The organism is Clostridium ihumii AP5, assembly GCF_000612845.1.
Taxonomy (GTDB): domain Bacteria; phylum Bacillota; class Clostridia; order Clostridiales; family Clostridiaceae; genus Clostridium_J; species Clostridium_J ihumii.
Genome location: NZ_CCAT010000046.1, coordinates 78,277 through 103,596, shown reverse-complemented (window position 1 = coordinate 103,596; position 25,320 = coordinate 78,277). Strand labels below are relative to the sequence as shown.

The 25,320-nt window shown below is 28.0% G+C and carries 19 protein-coding genes; 17 read left to right on the top strand and 2 right to left on the bottom strand.

Annotation, left to right across the window (positions count from 1 at the left end; genetic code table 11):
• Positions 1-24 precede the first annotated feature (24 nt).
• The 8 genes from BN346_RS09570 (at position 25) to BN346_RS09535 (ending at position 13,232) form a co-directional block, all read left to right on the top strand.
• Entirely contained in the window at positions 25-3,606 is a 3,582-nt protein-coding gene (locus tag BN346_RS09570; protein ID WP_051540246.1) for a S8 family peptidase, read from the top strand.
• The gene (locus BN346_RS09565; protein WP_051540244.1) at positions 3,596-5,416 is read left to right on the top strand and encodes a S8 family peptidase; all 1,821 of its coding nucleotides are present in this window, start codon (positions 3,596-3,598) and stop codon (positions 5,414-5,416) included. Before BN346_RS09570 ends, BN346_RS09565 begins: the two co-directional genes overlap by 11 nt.
• Positions 5,417-5,589: 173 nt before the next feature.
• Positions 5,590-6,849, top strand: a complete 1,260-nt coding sequence (locus tag BN346_RS09560) for a double-cubane-cluster-containing anaerobic reductase (RefSeq protein ID WP_040328195.1) — start codon at positions 5,590-5,592, stop codon at positions 6,847-6,849.
• Positions 6,850-6,885: 36 nt separating this feature from the next.
• Positions 6,886-7,140, top strand: coding sequence for a putative Se/S carrier protein (locus BN346_RS09555; protein WP_040328194.1), 255 nt, complete (start codon positions 6,886-6,888; stop codon positions 7,138-7,140).
• A gap of 330 nt (positions 7,141-7,470) precedes the next feature.
• A complete protein-coding gene (locus BN346_RS09550) occupies positions 7,471-8,844 on the top strand; it encodes a peptidoglycan-binding domain-containing protein (protein WP_040328193.1) in 1,374 nt (457 codons plus the stop codon).
• Positions 8,845-9,096: 252 nt separating this feature from the next.
• The gene (locus BN346_RS09545) at positions 9,097-9,786 is read left to right on the top strand and encodes a response regulator transcription factor (RefSeq protein WP_040328192.1); all 690 of its coding nucleotides are present in this window, start codon (positions 9,097-9,099) and stop codon (positions 9,784-9,786) included.
• Positions 9,770-11,278, top strand: a complete 1,509-nt coding sequence (locus BN346_RS09540) for a sensor histidine kinase (RefSeq protein WP_040328191.1) — start codon at positions 9,770-9,772, stop codon at positions 11,276-11,278. The genes BN346_RS09545 and BN346_RS09540 overlap by 17 nt, the downstream gene beginning before the upstream one ends.
• Before the next feature lie 154 nt (positions 11,279-11,432).
• Positions 11,433-13,232: a heme NO-binding domain-containing protein gene (locus BN346_RS09535; RefSeq protein WP_040328190.1), complete on the top strand. Its 1,800-nt coding sequence runs from the start codon at positions 11,433-11,435 to the stop codon at positions 13,230-13,232.
• 40 nt (positions 13,233-13,272) lie between these two features.
• Here the strand turns inward: BN346_RS09535 and BN346_RS09530 are convergent, their stop codons facing one another.
• A complete protein-coding gene (locus tag BN346_RS09530; RefSeq protein WP_040328189.1) occupies positions 13,273-14,178 on the bottom strand; it encodes a radical SAM protein in 906 nt (301 codons plus the stop codon).
• Between the two features lie 186 nt (positions 14,179-14,364).
• Here BN346_RS09530 and BN346_RS21620 point away from each other — a divergent pair, with 186 nt between their 5' ends.
• The gene (locus tag BN346_RS21620; protein ID WP_148361092.1) at positions 14,365-14,682 is read left to right on the top strand and encodes a hypothetical protein; all 318 of its coding nucleotides are present in this window, start codon (positions 14,365-14,367) and stop codon (positions 14,680-14,682) included.
• A 353-nt stretch (positions 14,683-15,035) separates the two neighbouring features.
• Here the strand turns inward: BN346_RS21620 and BN346_RS09520 are convergent, their stop codons facing one another.
• Entirely contained in the window at positions 15,036-16,115 is a 1,080-nt protein-coding gene (locus tag BN346_RS09520; RefSeq protein ID WP_040328187.1) for a YkvI family membrane protein, read from the bottom strand.
• A gap of 178 nt (positions 16,116-16,293) precedes the next feature.
• Here BN346_RS09520 and splB point away from each other — a divergent pair, with 178 nt between their 5' ends.
• The 8 genes from splB to BN346_RS09485 all read left to right on the top strand — a co-directional run bounded on the left by splB (position 16,294) and on the right by BN346_RS09485 (position 25,295).
• Entirely contained in the window at positions 16,294-17,301 is a 1,008-nt protein-coding gene (gene splB / locus BN346_RS09515) for a spore photoproduct lyase (protein WP_040328186.1), read from the top strand.
• Positions 17,302-17,450: 149 nt separating this feature from the next.
• The gene (locus tag BN346_RS09510; protein WP_040328185.1) at positions 17,451-19,508 is read left to right on the top strand and encodes a methyl-accepting chemotaxis protein; all 2,058 of its coding nucleotides are present in this window, start codon (positions 17,451-17,453) and stop codon (positions 19,506-19,508) included.
• 186 nt (positions 19,509-19,694) lie between these two features.
• A complete protein-coding gene (locus tag BN346_RS09505) occupies positions 19,695-20,249 on the top strand; it encodes a sigma-70 family RNA polymerase sigma factor (RefSeq protein WP_051540242.1) in 555 nt (184 codons plus the stop codon).
• Positions 20,242-21,591, top strand: coding sequence for a DUF4179 domain-containing protein (locus tag BN346_RS09500; protein WP_040328184.1), 1,350 nt, complete (start codon positions 20,242-20,244; stop codon positions 21,589-21,591). The genes BN346_RS09505 and BN346_RS09500 overlap by 8 nt, the downstream gene beginning before the upstream one ends.
• Positions 21,592-21,690: 99 nt before the next feature.
• A complete protein-coding gene (locus BN346_RS21615; protein ID WP_158644472.1) occupies positions 21,691-21,840 on the top strand; it encodes a hypothetical protein in 150 nt (49 codons plus the stop codon).
• A 667-nt stretch (positions 21,841-22,507) separates the two neighbouring features.
• On the top strand, positions 22,508-23,443 hold the full coding sequence (gene mnmL / locus BN346_RS09495) for a tRNA modification radical SAM protein MnmL/YtqA (protein ID WP_040328183.1): 936 nt from the start codon (positions 22,508-22,510) through the stop codon (positions 23,441-23,443).
• Positions 23,444-23,602: 159 nt separating this feature from the next.
• Positions 23,603-24,559: a TRM11 family SAM-dependent methyltransferase gene (locus BN346_RS09490; RefSeq protein WP_040328182.1), complete on the top strand. Its 957-nt coding sequence runs from the start codon at positions 23,603-23,605 to the stop codon at positions 24,557-24,559.
• 28 nt (positions 24,560-24,587) lie between these two features.
• Positions 24,588-25,295: a 2-phosphosulfolactate phosphatase family protein gene (locus BN346_RS09485; RefSeq protein ID WP_040328181.1), complete on the top strand. Its 708-nt coding sequence runs from the start codon at positions 24,588-24,590 to the stop codon at positions 25,293-25,295.
• Positions 25,296-25,320: the final 25 nt, after the last annotated feature.

The window sequence follows — 25,320 nt, the reverse complement described above, 5'->3', positions numbered from 1 at the left end:
TAATAATATTTGGAGTTGAAAGTTTTGGAGAATTTTGAGGGCTTTTTAAACTTAATTTTGAATATACCAAGGGGATTATTAAACAAAGTTTCAGCAAAGTATAAGCAAACCTTAAGTGGAGAAAAAATTGAATTAATTGTATTATATAGTACTGATTTTCAAATTGTTAAATCTAAAGTAGAAAGCATAGGTGGTGTATTAGACGACTTAGGTTATGGATTTGGAATTGTAACAGTGAATTTTAGTGATGTAGAAAAGGTTGGTTCAATAAATGAAATACAATATATAGAATTACCTAGAACTGTTCACTATGATAGTGAAAGTGTAAACTCAGCATCATGTATAAATACACCCAGAATAAATTATGGATTAACAGGGTTAGGTGTAGTAATAGGATTTATAGATTCAGGAATAGATTATATGCATCCTGCATTTACAAATGCTGATGGAACAACAAGAATAGACTATATTTACGATTTAAGTATTGGAAAGGTTTATGATTCAAATCAAATAAATGAAGCATTAAAGTCAAATGATCCTCAATCTATAGTAGAACATGTTGATAAGGTAGGACATGGTACTCATGTAGCTGGTATAGCAGCTGCTGGTGGACGAATTCCCAAAGAAAATTATGGTGTAGCACCAGAAGCTTCAATAATTATGGTTAAGCTTACTAGGGAAGGCGAGGGAACATTTACAAAAAGTAGTCAAGTTATGAGAGCCATAAGATTTTTATTAGATAAATTTAGGGAGTTAAAAAAACCATTAGTAATAAATTTAAGTTTTAGTACAAATGATGGAGCACATAATGGAGGAACTCTTTTTGAACAATATATATCAGTAATTAGTGCATTAGAGAGGATAAGTTTTGTTTGTGCAGCAGGAAATGAAGGAGATAAAGGTCATCATGTAAGCGTAGAGGTAAATGAAGTATCTAAAATAGAACTTAATGTAGCTTCTGGAGAACCAGCATTGATATTTCAATTATATAAAAAGTTTATATCTGATATAAGTGTGCAAATTATTGCACCAGATGGAAATAGAACTCCAATAATAAATTTTAATAGAGCATATGTAGAAGGTAATTTAAGGGGAACATATTATTTTATATATAAATCAGGGCCACTTCCATTTAATATAGGAGGAGAAATTATATTAACATTAGTAGCACAAAATGAATACTTACTAGAAGGTGTTTGGACAATAGTATTGTATAGAGAGGGAAAGGAAATTACAAGTGTTGATGTTTGGCTACCTATAAGTGAAGCACTAAATAGGCAAACAAAGTTTTTAAGGCCAACAGTATATAATACACTTGGTATACCTGGAACAGTTCAAAATGTTATAACAGTAGGAAGCTACAATAGTAATATTGGTGATATATCCAGTTTTTCTGGAAGAGGAAGACTAAATTCAGAGAATATAAAGCCAGATATAGTAGCACCTGGACAAAATATAGTTGGGCCAATACCTGGTGGTGGATATGATGAATTAAGTGGAACATCAATGGCAACTCCAGTAGTTTCAGGAGCAGCTGCATTATTACTACAATGGGGATTTATAAAAGGAAGAGATCCATACTTATATGGAGAGAGATTAAAATATTATATATTAAAGGGAGCAAAACAGATAAAAGGCAATGAAGATCATCCTAATCCAACATGGGGATATGGAACATTGTGCTTAAGAGATTCCTTAGAAATTTGGTTAAATGAAGAACCTCTTAGATATAGAGATGCAGCAGGTATTAGAGAAACTGAGGTTAAAAATAATATAGAAAGTCCATTTATTACAGAAACCCCTAATGAAGAATTAGAAAAGTGCGGGAAATTATTTAATAATGTAGATTATGATAATTATTTAGTTCAGTATTTGGGAGATGTAAGTGAGGAATACAAGAACAATTCTAATGTGTGTGTGTTTAAATTAACAAATTCAGAGGCTTTAATAGTAGTTAAAAAGGGGACTATTGAAAATGTAGTTAAAAACAGTAAAACAATAGTTGGATATAATGAAACCAAATTATATACATTATCAGAAATATCTCCACTTGAAACATCAAATGTACTAAAGTTTCATAGCAATCAATTTTTAAAATTAAATGGTACTGGTGTAATTGTAGGAATAATTGACACAGGTATAGATTATTTAAATAAAGAATTTATGACAGAAGACAATAAAACAAGAGTAGCTACTATATGGGATCAAAGTGCAACAGTAGGAAAACCACCAGAAAATTTTTCATATGGTGCAGAGTATACTAGAGAAGAAATAAATAGAGCTATTGAGGAAAGCATGAACGGGGGAGACCCGTATAAAATAGTACCACAAAAAGATGAGAATGGACATGGTACTGAAGTGGCTGGAATTATTGGTGCAAGAGGGATAAATGGAGTTTTAGGAGCAGCGCCAAATTGTGAATTTGCAATTGTGAAATGTCAAGAATCAGATAAATCTGTATTAGAACAAAATGGAGTTTTTAATAAAAAGACATTTATAACAGGAACAACAGGATTAATTTTAGGTATAACTTATTTATTGAATTATCACTATAAGGTAGATAAGCCATTGGTTATATGTATACCAATGGAGAGTAATGCTGGTGGTCATGATGGAACTGGACTTGTAGAAAACTTCATAGATAGATATACAAATATTAAGGGGGTAACAGTTGTAACAGGAACAGGAAACCAAGGGAATACAGATACACACACTAGTGGAAAGTTAAATAAAACTGGAGAAATTCAAACAGTAGAAGTACAAGTTGACAAAAATCAAAAAGGATTAATGATTTTCATTTGGGCGAGAACTCCAGATAAAATTTCTATAGGAATAACCTCACCAAGTGGAGAAAGTATAGATAGGATTCCAGTAAAATTTGAAGAAGTGGAAGATTTATATTTTATATATGAAAAGACTAATGTAAAAGTAAGATATTATGTTGCGGATAAGTCCTCAGGAAATGAATATATACAAGTACTTATGACTAATCTTAAAGATGGAATTTGGCAGTTTAAAATTTTTGGGGATTATGTAGTTGATGGGAACTACGATTTGTGGATATATCAAAGAGCATTGCTGGAAGCTAATACTAGGTTTTTAAATCCAGACCCATATATAACACTAGCAACCCCTGGAACTGCAAATTATGTTATAAATACAGCTTATTATAATCAAGATAAAAATACATTGATGGCGGAATCTGGAAGAGGTTTCACTAGAGATAATAGAATTAAGCCTGATATTGCTGTTGGGGGAGTAGGAGTATTGACAACAGGACTAAATAATGAAATTAAAAAGGTTACAGGATCTTCAGCAGCTACTGCTATTTTAGCTGGAGTAGTAGCATTACTACTTCAATGGGGAATAGTGGAGAAAAATGACACGCTTTTATATACACCTAAAATAAGATCTTATTTAGTTCGTGGAACTAAAAAAAGGCCAGGCGATATATATCCGAATAGAGAATTTGGTTATGGCATATTAGATTTGAATGGTGTTTTTGAAAATATAAGAAGTATTTCTAGTGAGGAAAACAGACTCTTTATTAAATTTCCGAATGAATTTAAAAATATAATAGAGAGGAGAGAGGAGGATGAAAAATAGTAGGGAAAAAACTAAAGTAGATAATGAATGTGGAAAAGACTATTTAAGTGATGATTATGAAGCATATATAGTGGAATATTATGGGGATATAGTATCAGAACTTAAAAACAAAGATTATGCATGTGCAATGATTATAAATTCTGTTTATGCTATATTGGCAGTAAAAGTAGGTGAAATAGATAGATTAGTAAAAGAGGTAAAAAACATAAAAAACGTAGAAGGAAATATAATATATTCATTAACTGCAGTATCACCATTAGAAGCTTCTAATATAAATAAATATCACGGTAATTCATATTTAAACTTAACTGGAGATGGTGTAATTGTAGGTATTATAGATACAGGAATAGATTACTTAAGTCCAGAATTTATAAGTGAAGATGGTAAAAGTAGAATTTTAAGTATATGGGATCAAACTTCAAATATGGAAAATAATAATGGCTATTATTTTGGAAATAAATATAGTAATAGTGAAATTAATAAGGCAATAGAAGCATCAAAAAAAGGTGAGGATCCATATAGTATTGTTTTTAGCAAGGATGATAATGGGCATGGTACTCAGATGGCAGGAATAATAGGTGCTCGTGGGGTTAATATAGAACAAGGCGCAGCTCCAAATTGCAAGTTTGCTGTAGTTAAGTTACAAGAAGCTAGTGATAGAGCTATGAGGCAAAATTGTCTTGAACGACTTCAGTATCCAGTTTATCAAACATCCGACATATTACTTGCAATTAATTATTTATATGAATTAAAGCAATATTTAAAGATGCCTATGGTTATATATATACCACTGGCAACTAATTTTGCAGCTCATGATGCTAGTGCAATTGTAGAAAGGTATATTGATTCTATATCGAGGACAAATGGAACACTAGTTGTCACCGGATGTGGAAGTCAGGGGCAAAGTGAAACACATTATAGAGGCAAAATTGAAAAGACAGGAGATATTCATACTGTTGAAGTTAGGGTAGATCAAAATCAAAAAAATTTAATATTGACAATTTGGGCAACTAAACCAGATAGAGTATCGGTTGGAATTGTTTCACCAAGTGGGGAGATAATTGAGCCTATACCAGCTAGAATAAAAAAAACAAAAGAGGCAAAGTTGATTTTTGAGAATACAAGTGTAATGGTTATATATAATTATCCAGATGATTATAATGGTGATGAAAATATAATAGTACTAATTAAAGATATAAAACCTGGAATATGGAGATTAAATTTAATAGGTGAATATATATTATTTGGAGATATAGATATATGGATGTATCAAAGGGAACTATTGGGAACAAATACAGGCTTTTTAAATTCCAGTCCATATATAACATTAACAGTACCATCCACTAGTTATAGTGCCTTGTCAGCTGCTTATTATAATCAAAATACTAATAGTGTAGTAGTTGATTCAGGACGTGGTTATACAAGGGATAATAGAATAAAGCCAGATGTAACTGTTGGTGGAATTAATGTACAGACAATTTCTCCAGGTGGAAATATAGTTAATGTTTCTGGGGCTAGTGTGGCGGCTGCTGTTTTAGCAGGTGGTATGGCATTGTTTTATCAATGGGCAATAGTTGAAGGAAATGATCCTAATATATATGCAAGCAAAATAAAATCATATTTATATAGTGGAACTATAAAAAGAAAAGGTGACATATACCCAAATAGGGAATGGGGATATGGTATTTTTAATTTAGAAGGAATGTTTGATACAATAAGGGGAATAAATTCTGAGCCAAGAAGTTATGAACTTAAAAAATTGGATGATACTGATATGTTCAGTGATAAAATTTTTATAAGAATTCCTTAATTATTTTATTGGAGAAATCAAATAGATATATTAGATCTATTTGATTTTTTTATAGTTATTTGAATATTGTAAAAATAATTCAACAATATGATAGAATTTAATTGACATAATTTATTTTAAAATACAAAAAAATACACAAAGATTAAATAAATTATTATATTGGAGGATGTATTATGGCGGATTATAGAGAAATGTGGAAAAGTCTAAATGTAGATTTAGAAAAACATGATCAATTGTGTGAGATATTACCAGAACTTTATAGTGCTACTTATATGGAACAGGAAAATAGACCAGAAGGAATGAATTACTTTAACTTTGTGGTTTCAGAGGTTCATGGACTTAGAATTCAAGAACTAGAAGATGCAAAAAAAGAAGGAAAAAAAGTAGTTGGAACATTCTGCGTATTTGTACCAGATGAGATTATATTAGCAACAAATTCAATAGGCGTAGGATTATGTGCAGGATCACAATTTTGGGTTCCGGGTGGTGAAAAAGTATTACCTAAAAACTTATGTCCATTAATTAAGGCATTTACAGGAGCTTTAGTAGACAGAACATGTCCGTATTTCTTAGCTTGTGATATGGTAGTAGGGGAAACTACTTGTGATGGAAAGAAAAAAGCATGGGAGATAATTGGAGAAAGAAAACCAATTCATGTTATGGATTTACCACAAATGAAAAGAGAAAAAGATTTTAAAATGTGGGCAAATGAAATTAAATTATTTATAGAAAAAATGGAAGAATTCACAGGCAATAAAGTTACTGTAGAAAACTTAAAAAAATCTATAGATATATGCAATAGAAAGAGACAAGCATTAAAAAGACTTTATGACTTAAGAAAACATAGACCAGCTCCAATAAGTGGACTAGATTCTTTATTGATTAGTCAAATAGCATTTTATGATGAACCAGAAAGATTCATAGCTAAAGTTAATGAGCTATGTGATGAACTAGAAGAGAGAATAAAAACTTTAAAAGATACAGGTAAAAAAAGAATATTAATAACAGGAACACCAATGGCATTACCAAACTGGAAATTACATTACATAATAGAAAATTTAAATGCTGAAGTTGTTGCAGAAGAATCCTGTACAGGAACAAGATATTTTGAAAACCTAGTTAGTGACAAAGGTGAAACTTTAGATGATTTAGTGACTAATTTAGCTAACAGATATTTAAATATAAACTGTGCTTGTTTTACACCAAACGAAGGCAGAGTAGAAGATGTTTTAAGATATGTAAAAGAATATGATGTAGATGGTGTTATAGATTTTGGATTATCTTTCTGCCATACTTATTCAATAGAATCAAATAAGTTGCAAGAAGAATTAAAGAAAGAAAATGTACCTGTAATAAGAATTGAAACAGATTATGGAAATGAAGATTCAGGACAAATAAAAACAAGAATAGAGGCATTCTTAGAAATTATGTAATTTCTAGAAGAACTGTTTTGTAAAAGGAAGATATCTATGGATAATATAGAGTATTATATATTATTTTATAACTACACAGAGGGAACTAAACTTGAAAAGGTATTAAAACAAAATAAAATAAAATATGTTGTGTCACCGACACCTAGAAAATTATCTTCATTTTGTGGAATATCAATAAAATACTCATATGAAAATGAAGATAAAATAAAAAAATTGGTAGAAGAAAATGACATAACTATTAAAGGATTTTTTTCCTTGAAAAAAGAAAAAAGAAATGTCTATGGATTATAAAGAATAAAAAGAGTTGAAACTTTGTGTTTCAGCTTTTTTTATATAAAAAATTAAATTTTTTTAAGAGTTAAAATTATAATCATTGGAGAATAATTCTATTTTTAGAAGATAGAGAATACAGTAAATTATGATAATGTAATTAGCATATGACAGGTGTATACTTTCTACTTATTAGTATTATTCGCAATAAAAAGTAAGGGTTAGAAATAATAATTTACAATAAAGGGTTAAATTAAGACATAAAAAATAATGTAAAATATATAATTAAATCACAATAAATGTAAATGTACATATAATATAATGAATTATAAGTTGGGTGAGGAGTAGATTATGGCGGATAAAGGTAAAATTTTAGTAAATGTGTATAAAGGCAAAAGTTATGTACCGTTAAAAGATATTAATGTAATATTAAATCCATCAGAAAATAAAAGTGATGTTATAAACTTAAAAACTAATGTTATAGGACAAACAGAAGTTGTAGATGTAGGTGCACCACCAATAGAATTAAGTCAAAAGCCTGAGTATACTGAAAGACCATATAGCCTTTGGGACATAACAGTAAGAGGTGAAGGCTTTAAAGAGGTAGTTATAAAAAATGCACAAATATTACCAGATGTTACAGCAGTACAAGATATAAATCTAATGGAAACAGGAAACATGAGAGAAACAGAAGTAAAAGAAGAGGTTATAGATGTTCAACCAAACAGGCTTTATGGAAATTTTCCACCTAAAATTCCAGAAGCACCTGAAAAAACATTACCTAAATCACCTGGTGGAGGATTTGTTGTTTTAGATCAAGTAAGTGTTCCAGAATATGTTATAGTACATGCGGGAACTCCAACAAATACAGGAGCTCCAAACTACACAGTACCTTTTAAAGATTATATTAAAAACGTAGCAAGTTCAGAGATATATGCAACATGGCCAGAAAGTACAATAAGAGCTAATATATATTGCATATTATCATTTACATTAAATAGAGTTTTTACAGAATGGTATGAGGGAAAAGGATATAAGTATACTATTACAAATTCAACTGCTTTTGACCATGCATTTAGTTATGGAAGAAATATATTTGATAATATAAGTAGGATTGTTGACGAAATATTTACAAGCTATATAAAAAGAAGAGGTGCAAAACAGCCTTTATTAACTCAATATTGCGATGGTGAAAGAGTAAAATGTCCTGGTTGGCTAACACAGTGGGGAAGTAAGTATCTAGGAGATCAAGGTAAAACTCCATATGAAATTTTAACACATTTTTATGGTAACGATATAGATTTAGAAAAAGCACCTAAAGTTTCAGGAATACCTAAATCTTATCCAGGATATACACTAGAAATAGGAAGTAATGGAGAACCAGTAAGAAATGTTCAAACTTATTTAAATAGAATCTCACAAAACTATCCACTAATACCTAAAGTTGCAGTAGATGGAGTTTATGGGCCTACTACAGCTGAAAGTGTAAAAGTTTTTCAACAAATATTTAATTTGCCACAGACAGGAAAAGTTGATTATGCAACATGGTATCAAATATCTAATATATATGTTGGAGTAAGTAAAATTGCAGAACTTAGAGGATCAATTGGTCTAAATGATAATGAACTTGAAAATATATCAAGAGAACTTGGAATATTTGTACCACCAACATTTATTACAGGTAGAGGACTTGACATGCCAACAATAGATTTTCCAATTGAATAAAGATAAGTTAGGGAGAGAAAAGTGTTCTCTCCTTTTTTAGTATTTATATAAATATTTCAATATTTAGATTAAAAATATAAGATTTTGTAATGATAATGAAAAGAATATAAGATAATATATAATATAGGAATCAAATATAAAACTATAATTATCAAATGATAAAAGCATAATTTGAAAGATTAGATTAGAAATTTAAAATTTATAATGTTTAATAAATTATAAAATAGAATAATTTTATGGGGTGATTTTAAGATGAATAAAACGATTTTAGTAGTTGATGATGAAGAGAGTATAAGAAAACTATTGGCGGCATATTTAGGAAGAGAGAATTACAATGTATTACAAGCGTCTAATGGTGTTGACGCATTAAATAAATTAAAAAGCAATGAAGTACATTTAGTATTGTTAGATATAATGATGCCTATAATGGATGGGTTTGAAGCACTTAAATTAATTAGAAAAGATTATGAAGTACCTGTAATTATGATAAGTGCTAAGGGTGAGGAAGAGGATAAGTTATTAGCCTTTGGAATTGGTGTTGATAACTATGAAACTAAGCCATTTAGTCCTAAATTATTGGTAGCTAAAGTAAATGCTTTAATTAAAAGAACATATGGTGAAGAAAAAGAAGAAGATGTGTATGAGTTTAATGGATTGTGCATAAATGAGAAAGCACATAATGTAACTGTGGATAAAGAAAGCCTTTCACTTACACCAACAGAGTTTTCACTACTTATGTATTTTGTAAAAAATAAAGATATAGTACTAACTAGAGAACAAATATTAGATGGTGTTTGGGGATATAATTTCATAGGAGATTTTAGGGTTGTTGATACAAGTGTAAAAAGACTTAGAGAAAAGCTAAAGGAAAAATCAAAGTATATTCAAACAGTAAGAGGATTTGGATATAAGTTTGAGGTAAAAGATGAAGAAGAAGTATAGATTGTATATTGATAGTATAAATAAAAGTATCTCAAAAAAGCTATTTTTAATAACAACAGTAGTTTTTATATTGTTTTTGAGCTTTACATTAATAGTTCAAAGAATATTTTTTGAAAGTATGTATTTTAATAAGAAAAGTAGTAATATACAAGTAAATACTTTAAAATTTATAGATGAATATAATAAACTTCATGATTATAATGAAGTTACAACTTTAATAAAGCAATATGAAGAAAAAAATGGTATGTATGTAGCAGTTGTAGAGAATAGACCAGAACTTCCTATTGCAATAAATATTGAGGTTGGTGAAGGTGGAAACAAGAGAAGAAGATACATTATAGATATAATAAATGAAATGGAAAAAGACGCAAATGTAATGAATAGACTACTTACAGGGAAGTTAGTTATATTTAAGGTAGAAGGGTCTTATAATGACAATAAAGATTTGGTATGTGCTAAAATCGATAATAGCAGCATAATAATATCTACAGCCTCACTACTTCCAATAAGTGAGGGAATAAGTGTTATAGAGGAATTTTATAAATTCTTTTATGCAGTTGCAATATTTATAATAATACTATTATCATATGTATACTCAAATATGATAACTAATCCATTAAGAAAAGTATCTGAAAAAGCAAAGAAAATGAGTACTTTAGATTTCAGTGAAAAGTGTCAAGTTGAATCACAAGATGAAATTGGAGATCTTGCAGTTACTTTAAATTTTCTTTCTGAAAATTTAAACAGTGCATTAACATGTTTACAAAGTGCCAATATACAATTGCAAAGAGATATTGAAAAAGAAAGAAAACTAGATCAGATTAGAAAAGAATTTGTTGCAGCTGCATCTCATGAATTAAAGACACCAATAACTATAATTCAAGGTTATACAGAGGGACTAAAAGATGGTGTATTTACAATGGAAGAGAGCGCTGAATCACTAGATATAATAATTCAAGAAACTAATAGGATGAGCAATTTAGTAAAAGATATGCTAGAATTATCGGCACTTGAAAGTGAATCAGTAGATTTAAATTTATCTGTTTTTAATTTAGTAGAATTAATTCATAATATGGTAAGAATTTTATCTAATAAAATACAAGATAAACACATAGAGGTATATGAAAATTATTATAGTATAGCAACAATAGAGGCTGATAAGTTTAGAATGGAACAAGTAATAACGAACTTTTTAACAAATGCTTTAAGATATACAGAAGAAAATGGAACTATTTTCATAACAACTAGAGAAGAAAATGGTATTATAAGGGTAAGCTTTGAAAATACATGCAATAAATTAAGTGATGAAGAATTAGAACGTGTTTGGAAGAAGTTCTATAAAGTTGATAAATCAAGAACAAGAAAATTAGGAGGAAGTGGGCTTGGTCTTTCAATAGTAAAAAATATATTAGAACTTCATGGTTTTCAGTATGGAGTAAGAAATACTGAAGTAGGTGTTGAATTTTTCTTTTATTGTAATGTAAAACAATAAGCGATAAAAACAATTAATTAATAATATCTATTAAAAAAGAAAAATATGTGTTAAAATGGTAATCTAGTAAAAGTAAATATTTTATTAATTTTTATAGAAGGAATTATAAATACTAACTTAAAAATTTTGTATTTATTATAAAGGGGGAAAAAAGATGAAGGGTACAGCTGTAAGTGCATGGTTTAAAACATGTAGAAAACTTTATGGAAATGATTTTGTGGATGAAGCTATGTCAAGTGCTGGGTTTATAAAGAAAAAATTCTTTTCACCAGCTGAAGATGTTGATGATGCAAAGGTAGATAGGTTTATAGAATACATTTGTAAACATAAGGGAATTAGCACAAAAGAGTTATGGTTAAAAATTGGACATGACAATATTTACTCATTTGCAGAAGATTTAAAAGTATTTTTTAAGAAAGATAATACTTATTCATTTTTAAAATCACTACAAGATATTCATTATGCTATGACTAAAAAACTGCCAGGTGCTAATCCGCCAAGTGTAGATATAGTGGCTATATCTAACAGAGAAGCAGTTATAACTTATAAATCTAAAAGACGTATGTTTGATTACTTTATTGGTATGCTTGAAGGAAGTTTTTTATATTTTAATGAAAAAGCAGAATTTGAAGTTATAGAGCATAACGATACAACAATGAAAGTTAAAATTACATTTAATGAAGATATTAAATATAAAAAGCATTATAGGATAAATGAAGTATTGTCACTTGGAATGTTAAAAAGTGTTTCTTTAAAAGTTGCACTGTTTACTTTTGTTACTTTATTTGTTTTAAGTATTCCATTAGTAGGTCTTAAAAGTATATGGAAGGCGCTAATAATAGGAATATTAGGTGGTGGATTAAGTGGCATTTCAACTAAGGTTTTAATGATGCCATTAAATCATATATATAAAGTTATTGATAATTTAAATGGTAAAAAATTCATGGAAGAAAGTAGTCTTACAACAAATGATGAATTTGAAGTCATTTATAACAGATTAAATGAACATATAAAAGGAATGAAAAGAGAGTTTATAGGATTAAAAGGAATAACAGATGAATTAACATCTTTTGCTGATAAACTTGGAAATATATCAGAAAATATGTACTCAGCTTCTGGAGAAATTGTTAGTGTTGTAAACGAAGTTGCTGATACATCGGTTGAACAAGCAAATAATACTGAAAGTGCAGCATCTGTATTAAACGACAATATATCTGCACTTAAAGATATAGTTGAAGATGAAAATAAAAATAAAGAAGAGTTAGAATCTACTATAGGAAAGATAAATGATAGTTATTTAAAAGTAGAGGAAACAAGTAAAAATATATTAGAAACTTTAACTGGATTCCAAGATGTTAAATTAAAAGGAACAAAATTAGGTGAAAGAGCTAAGGATATAACTAATATAGTATCAATTGTAGCTCAAATATCAGATCAAACTAATCTATTAGCATTAAATGCATCAATAGAAGCAGCAAGAGCAGGAGAACAAGGAAGAGGTTTTGCTGTTGTTGCAGAAGAAGTTAGAAAACTAGCAGAGCAGACTAAAGATGCAGTTAAAGAAATAAATAGTAAGTTAAGTGAGTTTGTTGGTGATATAGGAAGTTTAGTTAATAAAATAGAAAGTGAATATGATATACTTCAAAAAGAAACATCAGGATTAGAGTCTGTAAGGGAAACTAATAAGGAAACTGCAGTATCAGTAAAAACTGTTGCAGCAACAATGATACACACAATAGAAAATTTAGATGATAGAGCAATGTCTATAGCTGGAATGAACGACACTATAGAAACATTAGCTGCAACAGCAGAACAAAACTCAGCATCATCACAAGAAGTAAGTGCTAATGTTAATGTTTATACAGAAGAAATAAGAAATCTTACAGAAAGTATAAATGAATTTAATGAGATAGCAAGATACTTTAGAGAGAGTTTAGAAGAATATGTAGTTTAAAAGATAAGGATAGAATTGAAATTATCAATTCTATCCTTTTTTATACGTTATCTAAATCAAAATCAGGTATAAAACTTTCTTTTTGAGTACCTTCTTCTTGTATAAATGCATTTTTAAATCCAAGTTCACTACAATAATCAACTAGAGCATCATAATGTTTTGGATTTAATGGTTTTGTAAGTTCAGGAAACTTACTAGCATTATAAAATGGTGTATATTGATTCATTAAACTTAAAAATACATCATCTTTAAAAGTTTTATAAATATAATCCACTATTTTTTTAGAGTCAAATAAAAGACCTGGTAGCATTAAGTGGCGAATTATAACTCCCTTTGTCATTATTCCATTATCATTAAATTTAGGAGGACCTACCTGTCTAAACATCTCATTTATTGCTTTTGTAGCCATTTCAAAATAATTTTTGGCATTTGAATATTTTATAGCATATTTGTCATTAAAATATTTTAAATCTGGAAGGTAAATATCTATATAACCATCTAATAATTTTAATGAATCTATATTTTCATATCCATTAGAATTATAAACTATAGGAAGTATTAAGCCCTTTTGTTTAGCAAGTTTAACAGCTTCAATTATCTCAGGAATATAATGAGTTGGAGTTACTAAGTTTATGTTATTAACACCTCTAGATTGTTGTTCTATAAATATTTCACTTAAACGTTCTATAGAGATGTCTTTTCCAACACCATCAGTGCTTATTTTATAGTTTTGACAAAACACACATTTTAAATTGCAATTAGAAAAGAAGACAGTGCCAGAACCCTCTGTACCTGAAATACAAGGTTCTTCCCAAAAGTGCTTAGAAACTTTAGCAACTCTTATTTTTTCTGATGCAGAACAAAAACCTAACTTTCCGTCTAGTCTATTCACATTGCAGTGTCTAGGGCAAAGATTACAATTTTTTAATATATCTAAATTACTCATAAAATCACCTTTTCATAAAAATAAGAAAACAAGATAAAACATCCTGCTTTCTTATAATCATATCAAAAATATTATTTTGTATCAAAAACTTTATGACAATCCCATAATAACTTTAAAAATGAAATTTGAACATATAGTGCAAAAAACATAAAAATTAAAATAGCAATCAAAAGAATTGTTAATAATGTGTTAGATACAATTGCTGCAAAAATCAAAAGAACAAAATATATAAGTATAGATATAAATATTTTCAAGAAGTATTTTGAAATAGTTTCTGCCTTTAAAAACATGATATTATTTGATTTTTCTTTATATAATTTACTTATACCAGAAGACAAAATAGAGTTAGTATACAAAGCTAAAAATACAATGAAAAATGAAGAAATTGAAGTTAGAATGAATAGAACATTATTATTTGATATATTCATAGTAGAAACTATTATAAGCAGTATAACATCTAATATTAAAGTAATTAATGAAAAGATAAATGCTTTATTAAATTGAGGTAGTTTAAATTTTTCTTTTAACTTTTTTAAATAAATAATTACTATAAAAGATGAAATAATTATTAAAATGGATGATAATGTGTCAAAGTTTTTATGAAAAATGTTATTTAATAAAGAAAAACAAACTGATGAAACCATATTAAACAATGAACAAATAAAAATTATTAAAAATTCCATGTTAAAGCCTCCTTTTAATTACATCTATAATTAAATATAGCATTATATTTAGGAAGAATAACTTATTATAAGTGAAATTTATAAAAAATTTCAAAATTATAGTAAGGAAACATTTAACTTACATTAATTAAATTAAAAAGTGACAGTCATTAATTTTAATGACTGTCACTAATATTAGCGACATTTCTTAAAGTAAAAAGTAAAAATTTGAGTAATAAATACAAGGCTTATTACTCCAAAACCAGGGTAAAGATATGTTATTAAATTTTTGAAACCTAGTTGAGATATAGGTATAGCAATAATCATTATTATGATAACTGCAGTTTTATAAGAAATATGATATTTTTGCTCTAATGTTTTACCAACGCTATAAATATCTGAAACTTCTGTTGAGAACATTTCACACCATATAACAATTAAAAGTAGAATTTGAAGTAATGGTCCAAATCTGCTTACAACATGTAGTAATGGAATTTCATATTTAAATATTTCAGGAATATTTACAAGGAGCATTGAATTTATAAGGAATGATAAAAATGTTAAAAGTAGTGCTCCAATAGTAACACCAATGAAAATAGATAGCTTGTCTTTCATTTCTTTACTAATAGGAACTAGAACACCACTGCAAAATAAGATGTTAAAGCCTCCATAGAGAAATGATGAAATAATCCATTGACCAGGAACTAATAGCTCTTTATGAATAGGAACAGTTTTCATAAAACTTAAGCTCATATTTCCTCTAAAGTTAATTAAGTAGCATATAAATACTGTAATTATAATTGTTGTAAGTGAAGGAACTATTAAGGAATTAATAGTTATAAGTCCCTCAGTCCCCCTAAGCAAGACTATTATTGAGATTAATGACATAATAAGAACACCAACAATACTTGGAATGGCAAAGTATTGTTTAAGTAGAGCACCGCTGCCAGCTAGAATTATAGATGCACTAGCAACTAAAAATAAGCCTGTCAAAATATCTGTTATTTTGCCAAGAAATCCAGGACTAACTAGATTTATAAAGTCGGAATAGGAATTAAGGTTAAATTTCAAACTTATAGAAACCATTGCACAGCTAACGGTTATGTATAGTACTGCACAAATAAGAATTCCAATAAAACCTTTGTAGCCATAAGTGGTAAAAAATTGAGTGATTTCTTGACCAGAGGCAAGGCCTGCTCCAACTATTGTACCAATGAAAACAGTAGCAGCCTGGAATATTAAAATTAATCTTTTTTTCAAGCTAATCTCCCCCATATTTTATATATTTTGCTTGTCTACTTTAAATATATAGTCAGTACAGGCTATTTATTCATTAAGTTAACTAAATTTGATTATTACTTTATATAGTGAGTGTATTAATAAATAAAATTACAATGAAAGGGTTAAACTTTTAATAAATAAATTAGAAAATAGGAGAGGTGAAAGTTAAAGTATGTTTAATCCTAGAAGAGTTATTTTTGAAGAGGATGCATTAAATTATGATAAAGGCAAAGAATTGTTTGAAAGATTTAAAAAGGAAAATGTTGAAATAAAGTATTCTAAAAATGGAAGGATAACAGGAATACCAGGAAAGAGTAGTACAGAGATGTATGAGGAAGGTAAAAATACACTAGTTGTTGGAGTTAGAAAAAAATTATATTTTCAAAGTTGCAAACCATCAGCTCATTATCAATTGCCATTAGTGAGTGGATGCATGGGTATGTGTGAATATTGTTACTTGAATACTCAAATGGGCAAAAAACCATATATAAAAATTCATGTAAACGTAGATGAAATATTAGAAAAAGCTGGAGAATATATAGAAGAGAGAAAACCTGATATAACTATTTTTGAAGGAGCAGCAACATCAGATCCAATACCAGTTGAAGAATATACAGGTGCTCTAAAACAAGCAATTGAGTATTTTGGACAAAATGATAAGTCACTTTTTAGATTTGTAACTAAATTCACAGATGTAGATAGCCTTTTAGATGCTAATCACAATGGAAGAACTACTATAAGATTTAGTTTAAATATAAATGAAATTATAAAAATGTATGAGCATAAAGCAGAGGATTTTCAAAGTAGAATAGCAGCGGCTAAAAAGGTAAGTGATGCAGGTTATCCAATTGGATTTATAATTGCACCAGTTTTTCTAATAGATGATTATAAAGAAAAATACTATGAAATGTTAAAGTATATAAAAGCAGTTATAGATAACGAAAATTTGATGTTTGAAGTTATATCACATAGATTTACAAAAAGAGCAAAAGACAATATTTTAAGTATATTCCCTAATACAAAATTACCAATGAAAGAAGAACTTAGAAAATTTAAATTTGGTCAATTTGGTTATGGAAAATATATGTATACTACTGATGAGTTAAAAGAATATAAAGATTTCTTTACTGAGAGCATAAGCGAGCTTTGGAGCAAGGAAAATATTAACTATATTATATGAGACAATTAAAGAAAATAAAAAATTAATAAAAAAAATCAATATTTTCCATTAATATCCGTAAATATTTGTATAAAATTCACGATAATTGTTTATAAGTAAAAAATATTAATTTAATATTAATTTAATTTGTGGGAATTGGGGGATTACACATGAAATTTAAAAGAATTAGTGTAAGGATATTAATAGTTATATTACCAGTAATAATAGTTGCAATGCTCTCATTAGGAACTATTGCTGGGGTTACGAGCAAGGACATTATTTCAGATGAAATCAGTAAACAAATGAATTCAGAACTGCAAGCTGAAACCACTCAGATTATGAAAGAAATTGAGGAAGTTTCAACAATAGCAACAAGTATATCAAATAACATTTCTTCATCATACACACTTATGCCAATGGAAAAATATGAAGAAATTCTTGAAAAATCAATATCTCAAAGCAATATAATTTTAGGTAGTGGGATTTGGTTTGAGCCTTATGTATATGATAAAAATAAAAAGTATGTAGGACCATATGTTTATAAAAAAGATGATAAGATAGTTACAACATATGAATATAGCAATGAAAAATATAATTACTTTAATCAGGAATATTATATTAATTCAAAGAATGCAACAAAGCCAGTGTTTACAGAAGCATATTATGATGAAACTACAGATAAAACCATGTCATCTTGCTATATTTCAATTGTGAACGAGAAAAATGAGTATATAGGATGTATAACTGTAGATATAGATCTTACTTCAATACAAAATGTTATTTCAGATATTAAATTTGGACAAAGTGGAAGAGCATATATGGTAAATTCTAAGGGGTTATACCTTGTTAGTGATGAAGAAAATAAAGTTATGGAAACCCTTATATCAGAAGATTCGGAAGGTAGTGTTGCAGCGTTTGGTAAAAAACTTCTTGAAAATGCAGAAGGAAGATACAATGGTGAGTATACGAAAAATGGAACAAAATACAATGCATACGCTCAAAAAATTGATAAACTTGGATGGACAATTATTATGGAAATATCCCAAGATGAATTAAATTCTCCAGTTAGAAGTTTATTAGTTAAGTTATTCATAATAGGAGTATTAACAATTGTTTGTGCTGTTCTAGCTGTATTATCACAAGTCTTATATTTAACTAAAAACATAAAAAATGTGGGTAAATTTGCTGCTGAATTATCAGATGGTAATTTTACAATAGATACTTTAAATATTAAAACTGAAGACGAATTAGGTAAAATGGGAAGTGCATTGAATAAAATGTATCTAGAAAATAAGTCAGTTATACAAACAATATCTAATGAGTCAGATGAATTAGATGATTCAAGTAAAAGATTAGATACTGTTACAGAAAAACTGTTAAATTACTTTGTAAAAATAAAAGAATCTATTTCAGAGATAAATGGAAATATGATGACATCTAGTGCAGCTGTACAAGAACTTACTGCATCAGTTGAAGAAGTTAACTCTAATATAATTGAGCTAAGTAGTGAAACAGAAAAATGTAATGATATGACTAATGATATAAATGATAGAGCAAAAAAAGTAAGAAATGCAAGCAATGAAGCTTTTGAAAAATCAAATAAACTAAGTAAAGAATTTGAAGAAAGATTAAATTCAAGTATTGAAAGCTCTAGAGTAGTAGAAAGTATTGGAGGTATGGCTGAAGTAGTTTCTAATATTGCAAAGCAAATAAACTTATTATCTCTAAATGCTTCTATAGAGGCAGCACGTGCAGGTGAACAAGGGAAAGGATTTGCAGTTGTAGCAGCTCAAATTGGTAAACTTGCAAATGAAACATCAACAACTGTAGATGAAATTCAAAAGACAATTAAAGTAACTCAAGATTCAATTCAAGGTCTTATGTTAGATTCTAAGGAAATGTTAGAGTTTGTTAGGGAAACAGTAACACCTGATTATAATTCATTTGTTGGAGTTGCAGAGCAATATGGAGAAGATGCCGAGGCTATAGAAAAATTCACATCATATCTTGGCAATATGGCATTAGGAATTAAAAATACTATGAATGAAATAAGTTTAGTAATTCAAAATATAGCTGAGTCAGCACAAGATACTTCTGATAGTAGTAATAATATTATGGAAGATGTTGATTTAGTGTCTAATGTAGTTGATGAAGTTAAAGAAATGGCAGAAGAGCAAGTTAATATATCGAAAACAATGGACACAATGGTAAGTAAATTTAAATTTTAAATAATAAAAAGACACATTTCAAAATTTGCATTTATGTAGATTTAGAGATGTGTTTTTTTATTTTGGAACTTTTTAGTCGTTATATTCATCTTAAAAGTATATAGGAGGTTAAAAAATTAAAATATTTATAAAATCATGGAACTTTTTCTTAATATTAATTATCTTAAGAAGGAGAGGTGATAAATTTTGGAAGGAAAAGATAATGTATTGAGTATTTATGATTTAAAAAATAATAGGACAAAAGAAAGAAATATAACCAAGGAAATATTTATAGGACTTGTTAAAGAAAATAAAATTTCTTTATATAGATTGGCAAAAAGTATGTTAAAAATAGAGGCTGATGTTGAAGATGTAATTAGTGAAACAATACTTAAAGCATTTAAAAACATAAATAAGTTAAAAGAGCTTGAGAGTTTTAAACCATGGATTATGAGAATCTTAGTTAATGAGTGCTATGCACTTATAAATAAAAAAAGCAAGATAGATTTAGAAGAAAACATGGAAGTATATAACCTGAAATATGAGGAAGTAGAAAGCAAAAGTTTAATTTGGGCAATTAATCAATTAAATGATGATTCTAGAGCAGTTATTATATTATTCTACTATGAAGATATGAGTATAAAAGATATGAGCAGTATCTTAAATGTGCCAGAGGGTACTGTGAAGTCAAGGTTAAGTAGAGCAAAAGATAAATTAAAAGTAATATTAGAAAAGGAAAGTGGGAGTGAAGTAATTGGATAAGTTTGATGAGATGATTAAAAAAAATGCGGCAAATGAGAGCTGTGAACTTCCAGAAAGCCTAGAAAATAGGATGGAAGAAACCTTTAAAAGTTTAGATAAAGTAAAAAAACATAAGAGAGTATCACTTAAGGTTTTAGTTTCAGTGGCTACAATAATGACATTAACTTTTACAACAGTTATGGCAACTAATTCTGATATTGTAAAACAAGCTATAAATTCAGTAAAGGGATATTTTGAAAGCAATACAGAATCTAAATATGCATCTAACAAGGAAGAAATAGAGGAATTTGGTAGCGAAGTAGGTGTAACTGTTGAGGATAATGGAATAAAAATAACATTAGATAGTATATCAACAGATGGAAAATTCATAAATACATTTTATACAATAGAAAGTGATAAACCTATTCCGAAGAAAGATAATCCAAAGGAGAAGCCTATGGAAATGTATTCAAATGTTCCATTCTTTTTTTACGAGATAGATGGAGTGGTTCTAGGAGATATGGGATGGGAAGGACATTATGAATCAGAAAATATTCTTAAGGCTGTAGTTAGAGTTAATTTGGATGGTGCAAAAGTTAATGAAAACTCAAAGCTAAACATTGCAACTGAGAGAGTTTTTGATATAAGTGGTAAATGGAATATAGAGACAACTTTAAATAAAGGAAACTTTGAAAAGGATGTTAAGAATTTTACTGTAAATAAGAAAGCAGATATAGATTTAGACGGACAAAATTATAATATGATGATAGAAAGTGTATCAATGTCACCTCTTGGTAATCAAATTACATTTGATAGTCTTCAAAATTTAAAATTTCCATTTGTAATATTAGATGATAAAGGAAATAGTTTGGAGATTGTTGGTGGAGATCAAGGTATATCAGATGCAAATAAAAAGTCAATTGAGTTTATTTGTGAAAATAAGGATACAAAATATATAAAAATAATTCCTTTAGAAAATGGCATGTATGATCAAAGTAAAGGTTTTGTTATGGGGGATTTAGAAAATTATCCAATTGAACTTAAAACTAATTCTAAGGGTAGTATTTTAGTAGAAAATGTTGAGTTTGGAAAGAATGATATAAAAATAAAATATAAAAAGAGTGGATTGTCATATTATGATTCAGAGATAGTTTTTGATTTTGCAGATTGTGAAGGAAATGAAGTTGAACCAGTTAAGGGGTTAAGAGAAGAATATGTAGATAGAAAAGATGGAAGTTATAATAGAACAATAACTTATTATGTTGATGAATATGACTTTTCAAACTATAAAAAAATAATGGTATATCCAGAAACAGAATACAAATTATTAGAAGATAAAGCAATACAAATAGATTTACAATAAAATAGTTAATTAATATATAAAAGTCAAAGAAGTAGCTTCTTTGACTTTTATATATTTTATAGGAATCCAAGTTAAAACTTTAAGTTATTCATGTTTCAGTTGAAAAAGAGAAATTTAAAGTGTTATATAAAATTAACAATTAACGATGAACAATTAACAATGAAGGATAAAACTGAAGTATCAGTTTTTAAAATCAATTTTTATGATAATTTGCTAAGCAAATTACTTAAAAACAATATAAAAACATAGTTTTTAAGCATTTTTATTTTTAGATATTAAAAGCGAAGTGAGTAATATCAACTATAACTTTTCACTCTTAATTGGTTCCAAATATAAAAATAGAAATAAACTGTAAGCTTAATAATATCATTTGATAAAGAGATTACTTTAAATTTGAACTTGGAACCCTATAGTAGATTTTTAAAATGTTTTAGGAATAATGAAAATAGACTATAATAAGAATAAAATATAAAAAATATTTCTTGGAAATAAATTGAAATAGATATTAAATATTATTAGTAAGCAACTATAGGAATACAAGTTGAAAAATGAAATTATTCTTATTCCAATTAAGAAAGAGCAATTTAAAGTGTTATACGAAATTAATAATTAACGATTAACAATTAACAATGAAGGATAAAACTGAAGTATCAGTTTTTTTAATCAAATTGTATTATAATTTGCTAAGCAAATTAGTTAAAACATATAAAAAAACTAGTTTTTTTATACTTATATTTCTATTTTAGATATTAAGAATGAAATGATTAATATCTACCATCATTGTTAATTGTTAATTGATAACTGTTAATTGGTTTCAAACATGATAATAGAATAAACTATAATATCGATAGCATCATTTGATAAATGTGTTATTTAAAATTTGAACTTGGAACCCTATAGAAAGAAAGGAATAAATATGAAGACAGAATGGAATGGCAAGAGATATCATACATTAAATTATTTTTTAAGAGAGAAGTTTGGAGAAAAGATATTTAAGATATCTTTAGATGCAGGTTTTTCATGCCCTAATAGAGATGGAAAAGTTAGTAAGGGGGGATGTATTTTCTGTTCTGAAAGAGGCTCAGGAGATTTTGCAGGAGATAGAGCTTTTTCTATATCTAAGCAATTTGAAGATATAAAATTAATGATGAATAAGAAGTGGAAAGAAGGAAAATACATAGCTTACTTCCAAGCATATACAAATACTTATGCAAGTGTAGATGTTTTAAGAGCAAAGTATGATGAAGCAATAAATAATGAAGGTGTTGTAGGACTGGCTATTGCTACAAGACCAGATTGTTTAAGTGAGGAAGTTTTAGATTTAATAGAGGAATATTCAAAAAAAATATATACTTGGGTGGAGTTAGGGCTTCAAACATCTAATGATGAAACTGCGAAAATTATAAATAGGGGATATAAATTGGAAGTTTTTGATGAGGCTGTAAAAAATTTAAATAGTAGAAATGTTGATGTAGTAGCTCATGTTATTTTTGGATTACCTAATGAAACTAAAGAAGATATGATAAATACTATAAAATATATATCTAATAGTGGAGTAAAGGGCATAAAAATGCATCTACTTCATGTTATGGAGAATACACCGTTAGAAGTTATGTATAAGCATGGTAAATTAAGACTTATGGAACAAGATGAGTATATAGAGACTATATGTGAAGCTGTAACATTGTTGCCACAAGATATGGTAATACATAGACTTACAGGTGATGCACCAAGAAACTTATTAGTTGGACCAATGTGGAGTTTAAAAAAATGGGAAGTGTTAAATGCAATAGATAAAAAAATGGAAGACGATAATTTATATCAAGGAAAAAACTTTATAAGTAATAAATAAATTAAACTGTAAGCTAATAGTATCATTTGAGAAAGACATTAATTTAAATTTGAACTTGGAACCCTATACAAGGGAACAACTGATTTTTTAGTATTTAGTTTGTAATTGACTTTACAAAAGCAAAATACTACAATGAGGGAGTGAAAAGGACGTGTTTAAATGAATGATTTAATCTTAGAAAAAGAAAGCAATAAAGAATGTTTTTATGTTATAAATTATCCTGAATATGAAAAAGAGTTATGTGATTTAGAAATGAAAAGCATGTTTAATTATATACCAAAAGAAAAGTATATTTTGTCACAAAACTCAGTAAATCCTTCAAGAAGTCTATATATTAAAGAAAAAATTTCTATAATATATAAAGAAAAAAATCTAGAAGAAATAGTTAACAAAATAGAGGATAACAAAGTATCATATGATGATTTTAAAGTTGTTTATATAAAGGCAACTGAAAATGATTCAGTGACTTACAATGAAAGACTTAAAGCTGTGCATGATGTGGGTTTTGTTATAACAGGTTATCCTGATTTGCATGAGCCTAAAGTGGTTTTAGGTATAAGCAAAGTTGAAGATAGTTGGATATTTGGAGTTTATGAGAAGAATAATTATGAATGGCATTTTCACGATGATAAGCCATATTCATATTCAAATGGATTAAGTGTTAGAATGTCTAGGGCAATAGTTAATATAGCAATAGGAAATGAAGCTGATTTAAAGGTAGTAGATCCTTGTTGTGGAATAGGAACTGTTGTTATTGAGGCACTTTCTCTAGGATTAAATATAAAAGGATATGAAATTAGCAATGCAATTGGTACAAATGCAAAGAAAAATCTTAAGTTTTTTGGACATGATGATGTTATAACCATTGGAAGCATGCATGATGTAAAAGAAAAATTTGATGTTGCTATTGTAGATATTCCATATGGATTGTTCTCACCAACAACATTAAAAAATCAAGTAAATATAATGAAAACAGCACGAAGAATTGCTAAAAAGATGATTATAATAACATTTGAAACTATGGATGAACATATAATTTCATCAGGTTTTAAGATAAAGGATACAGCAATAGTCACAAAGGGCAATTTTAAAAGATATATACAGGTATGTGAATAGAATAAAAATACATTAAGGGGATGGGTTTATGAATATAGATATAATAATTTCCGCAAGTGATATTAAAGAGGAAAAAATAAAGGGGAAAACAGTTGTTGTAATAGATGTTTTAAGGGCAACATCAGTAATGGTTACTGCACTTAAAAATGGATGTACAAAAGTTATACCAGTAAAAACGGTTGAAGAGGCAGTAGAGATTGCTAGTAGAGATAGACACAATTACATTTTAGGTGGAGAAAGAAATGCACTTAAAATAGAGGGATTTGACTATTCTAATTCGCCACTTGAGTACACTGAGGAAACTGTTAAAGGAAAAACTGTTATTATGACAACAACAAATGGAACTCAGGCAATTAAAAATTCAGAGAGTGCTGAAAATATAATAATAGCATCAATGATTAATGGTAGTGCTGTTGCTAAAAAAATAGCAAAAGAAAATAAAGATGTTGTATTTATAAATGCAGGTACATATGGTCAGTTTTCTATGGATGACTTTATAACAAGTGGATATATAATATCAAAAATAAAGGAAATGGTAGAAGTAGAATTAAGTGATATAGCAACTACTTCATTATATGTTTATGATAATAACAAAGACATAATATCATTTGTTAAAGAAGCATCTCACTATAAGAGAATATTAACTTTAGGGTTAGAAGAAGATTTAAAATATTGTTTAAGTAAGGATTTAACAGATATAGTACCAGAATATAATGATGGTGTAATAACAATTTAAAATCAAATTAGGAAGCGTTTCAAAC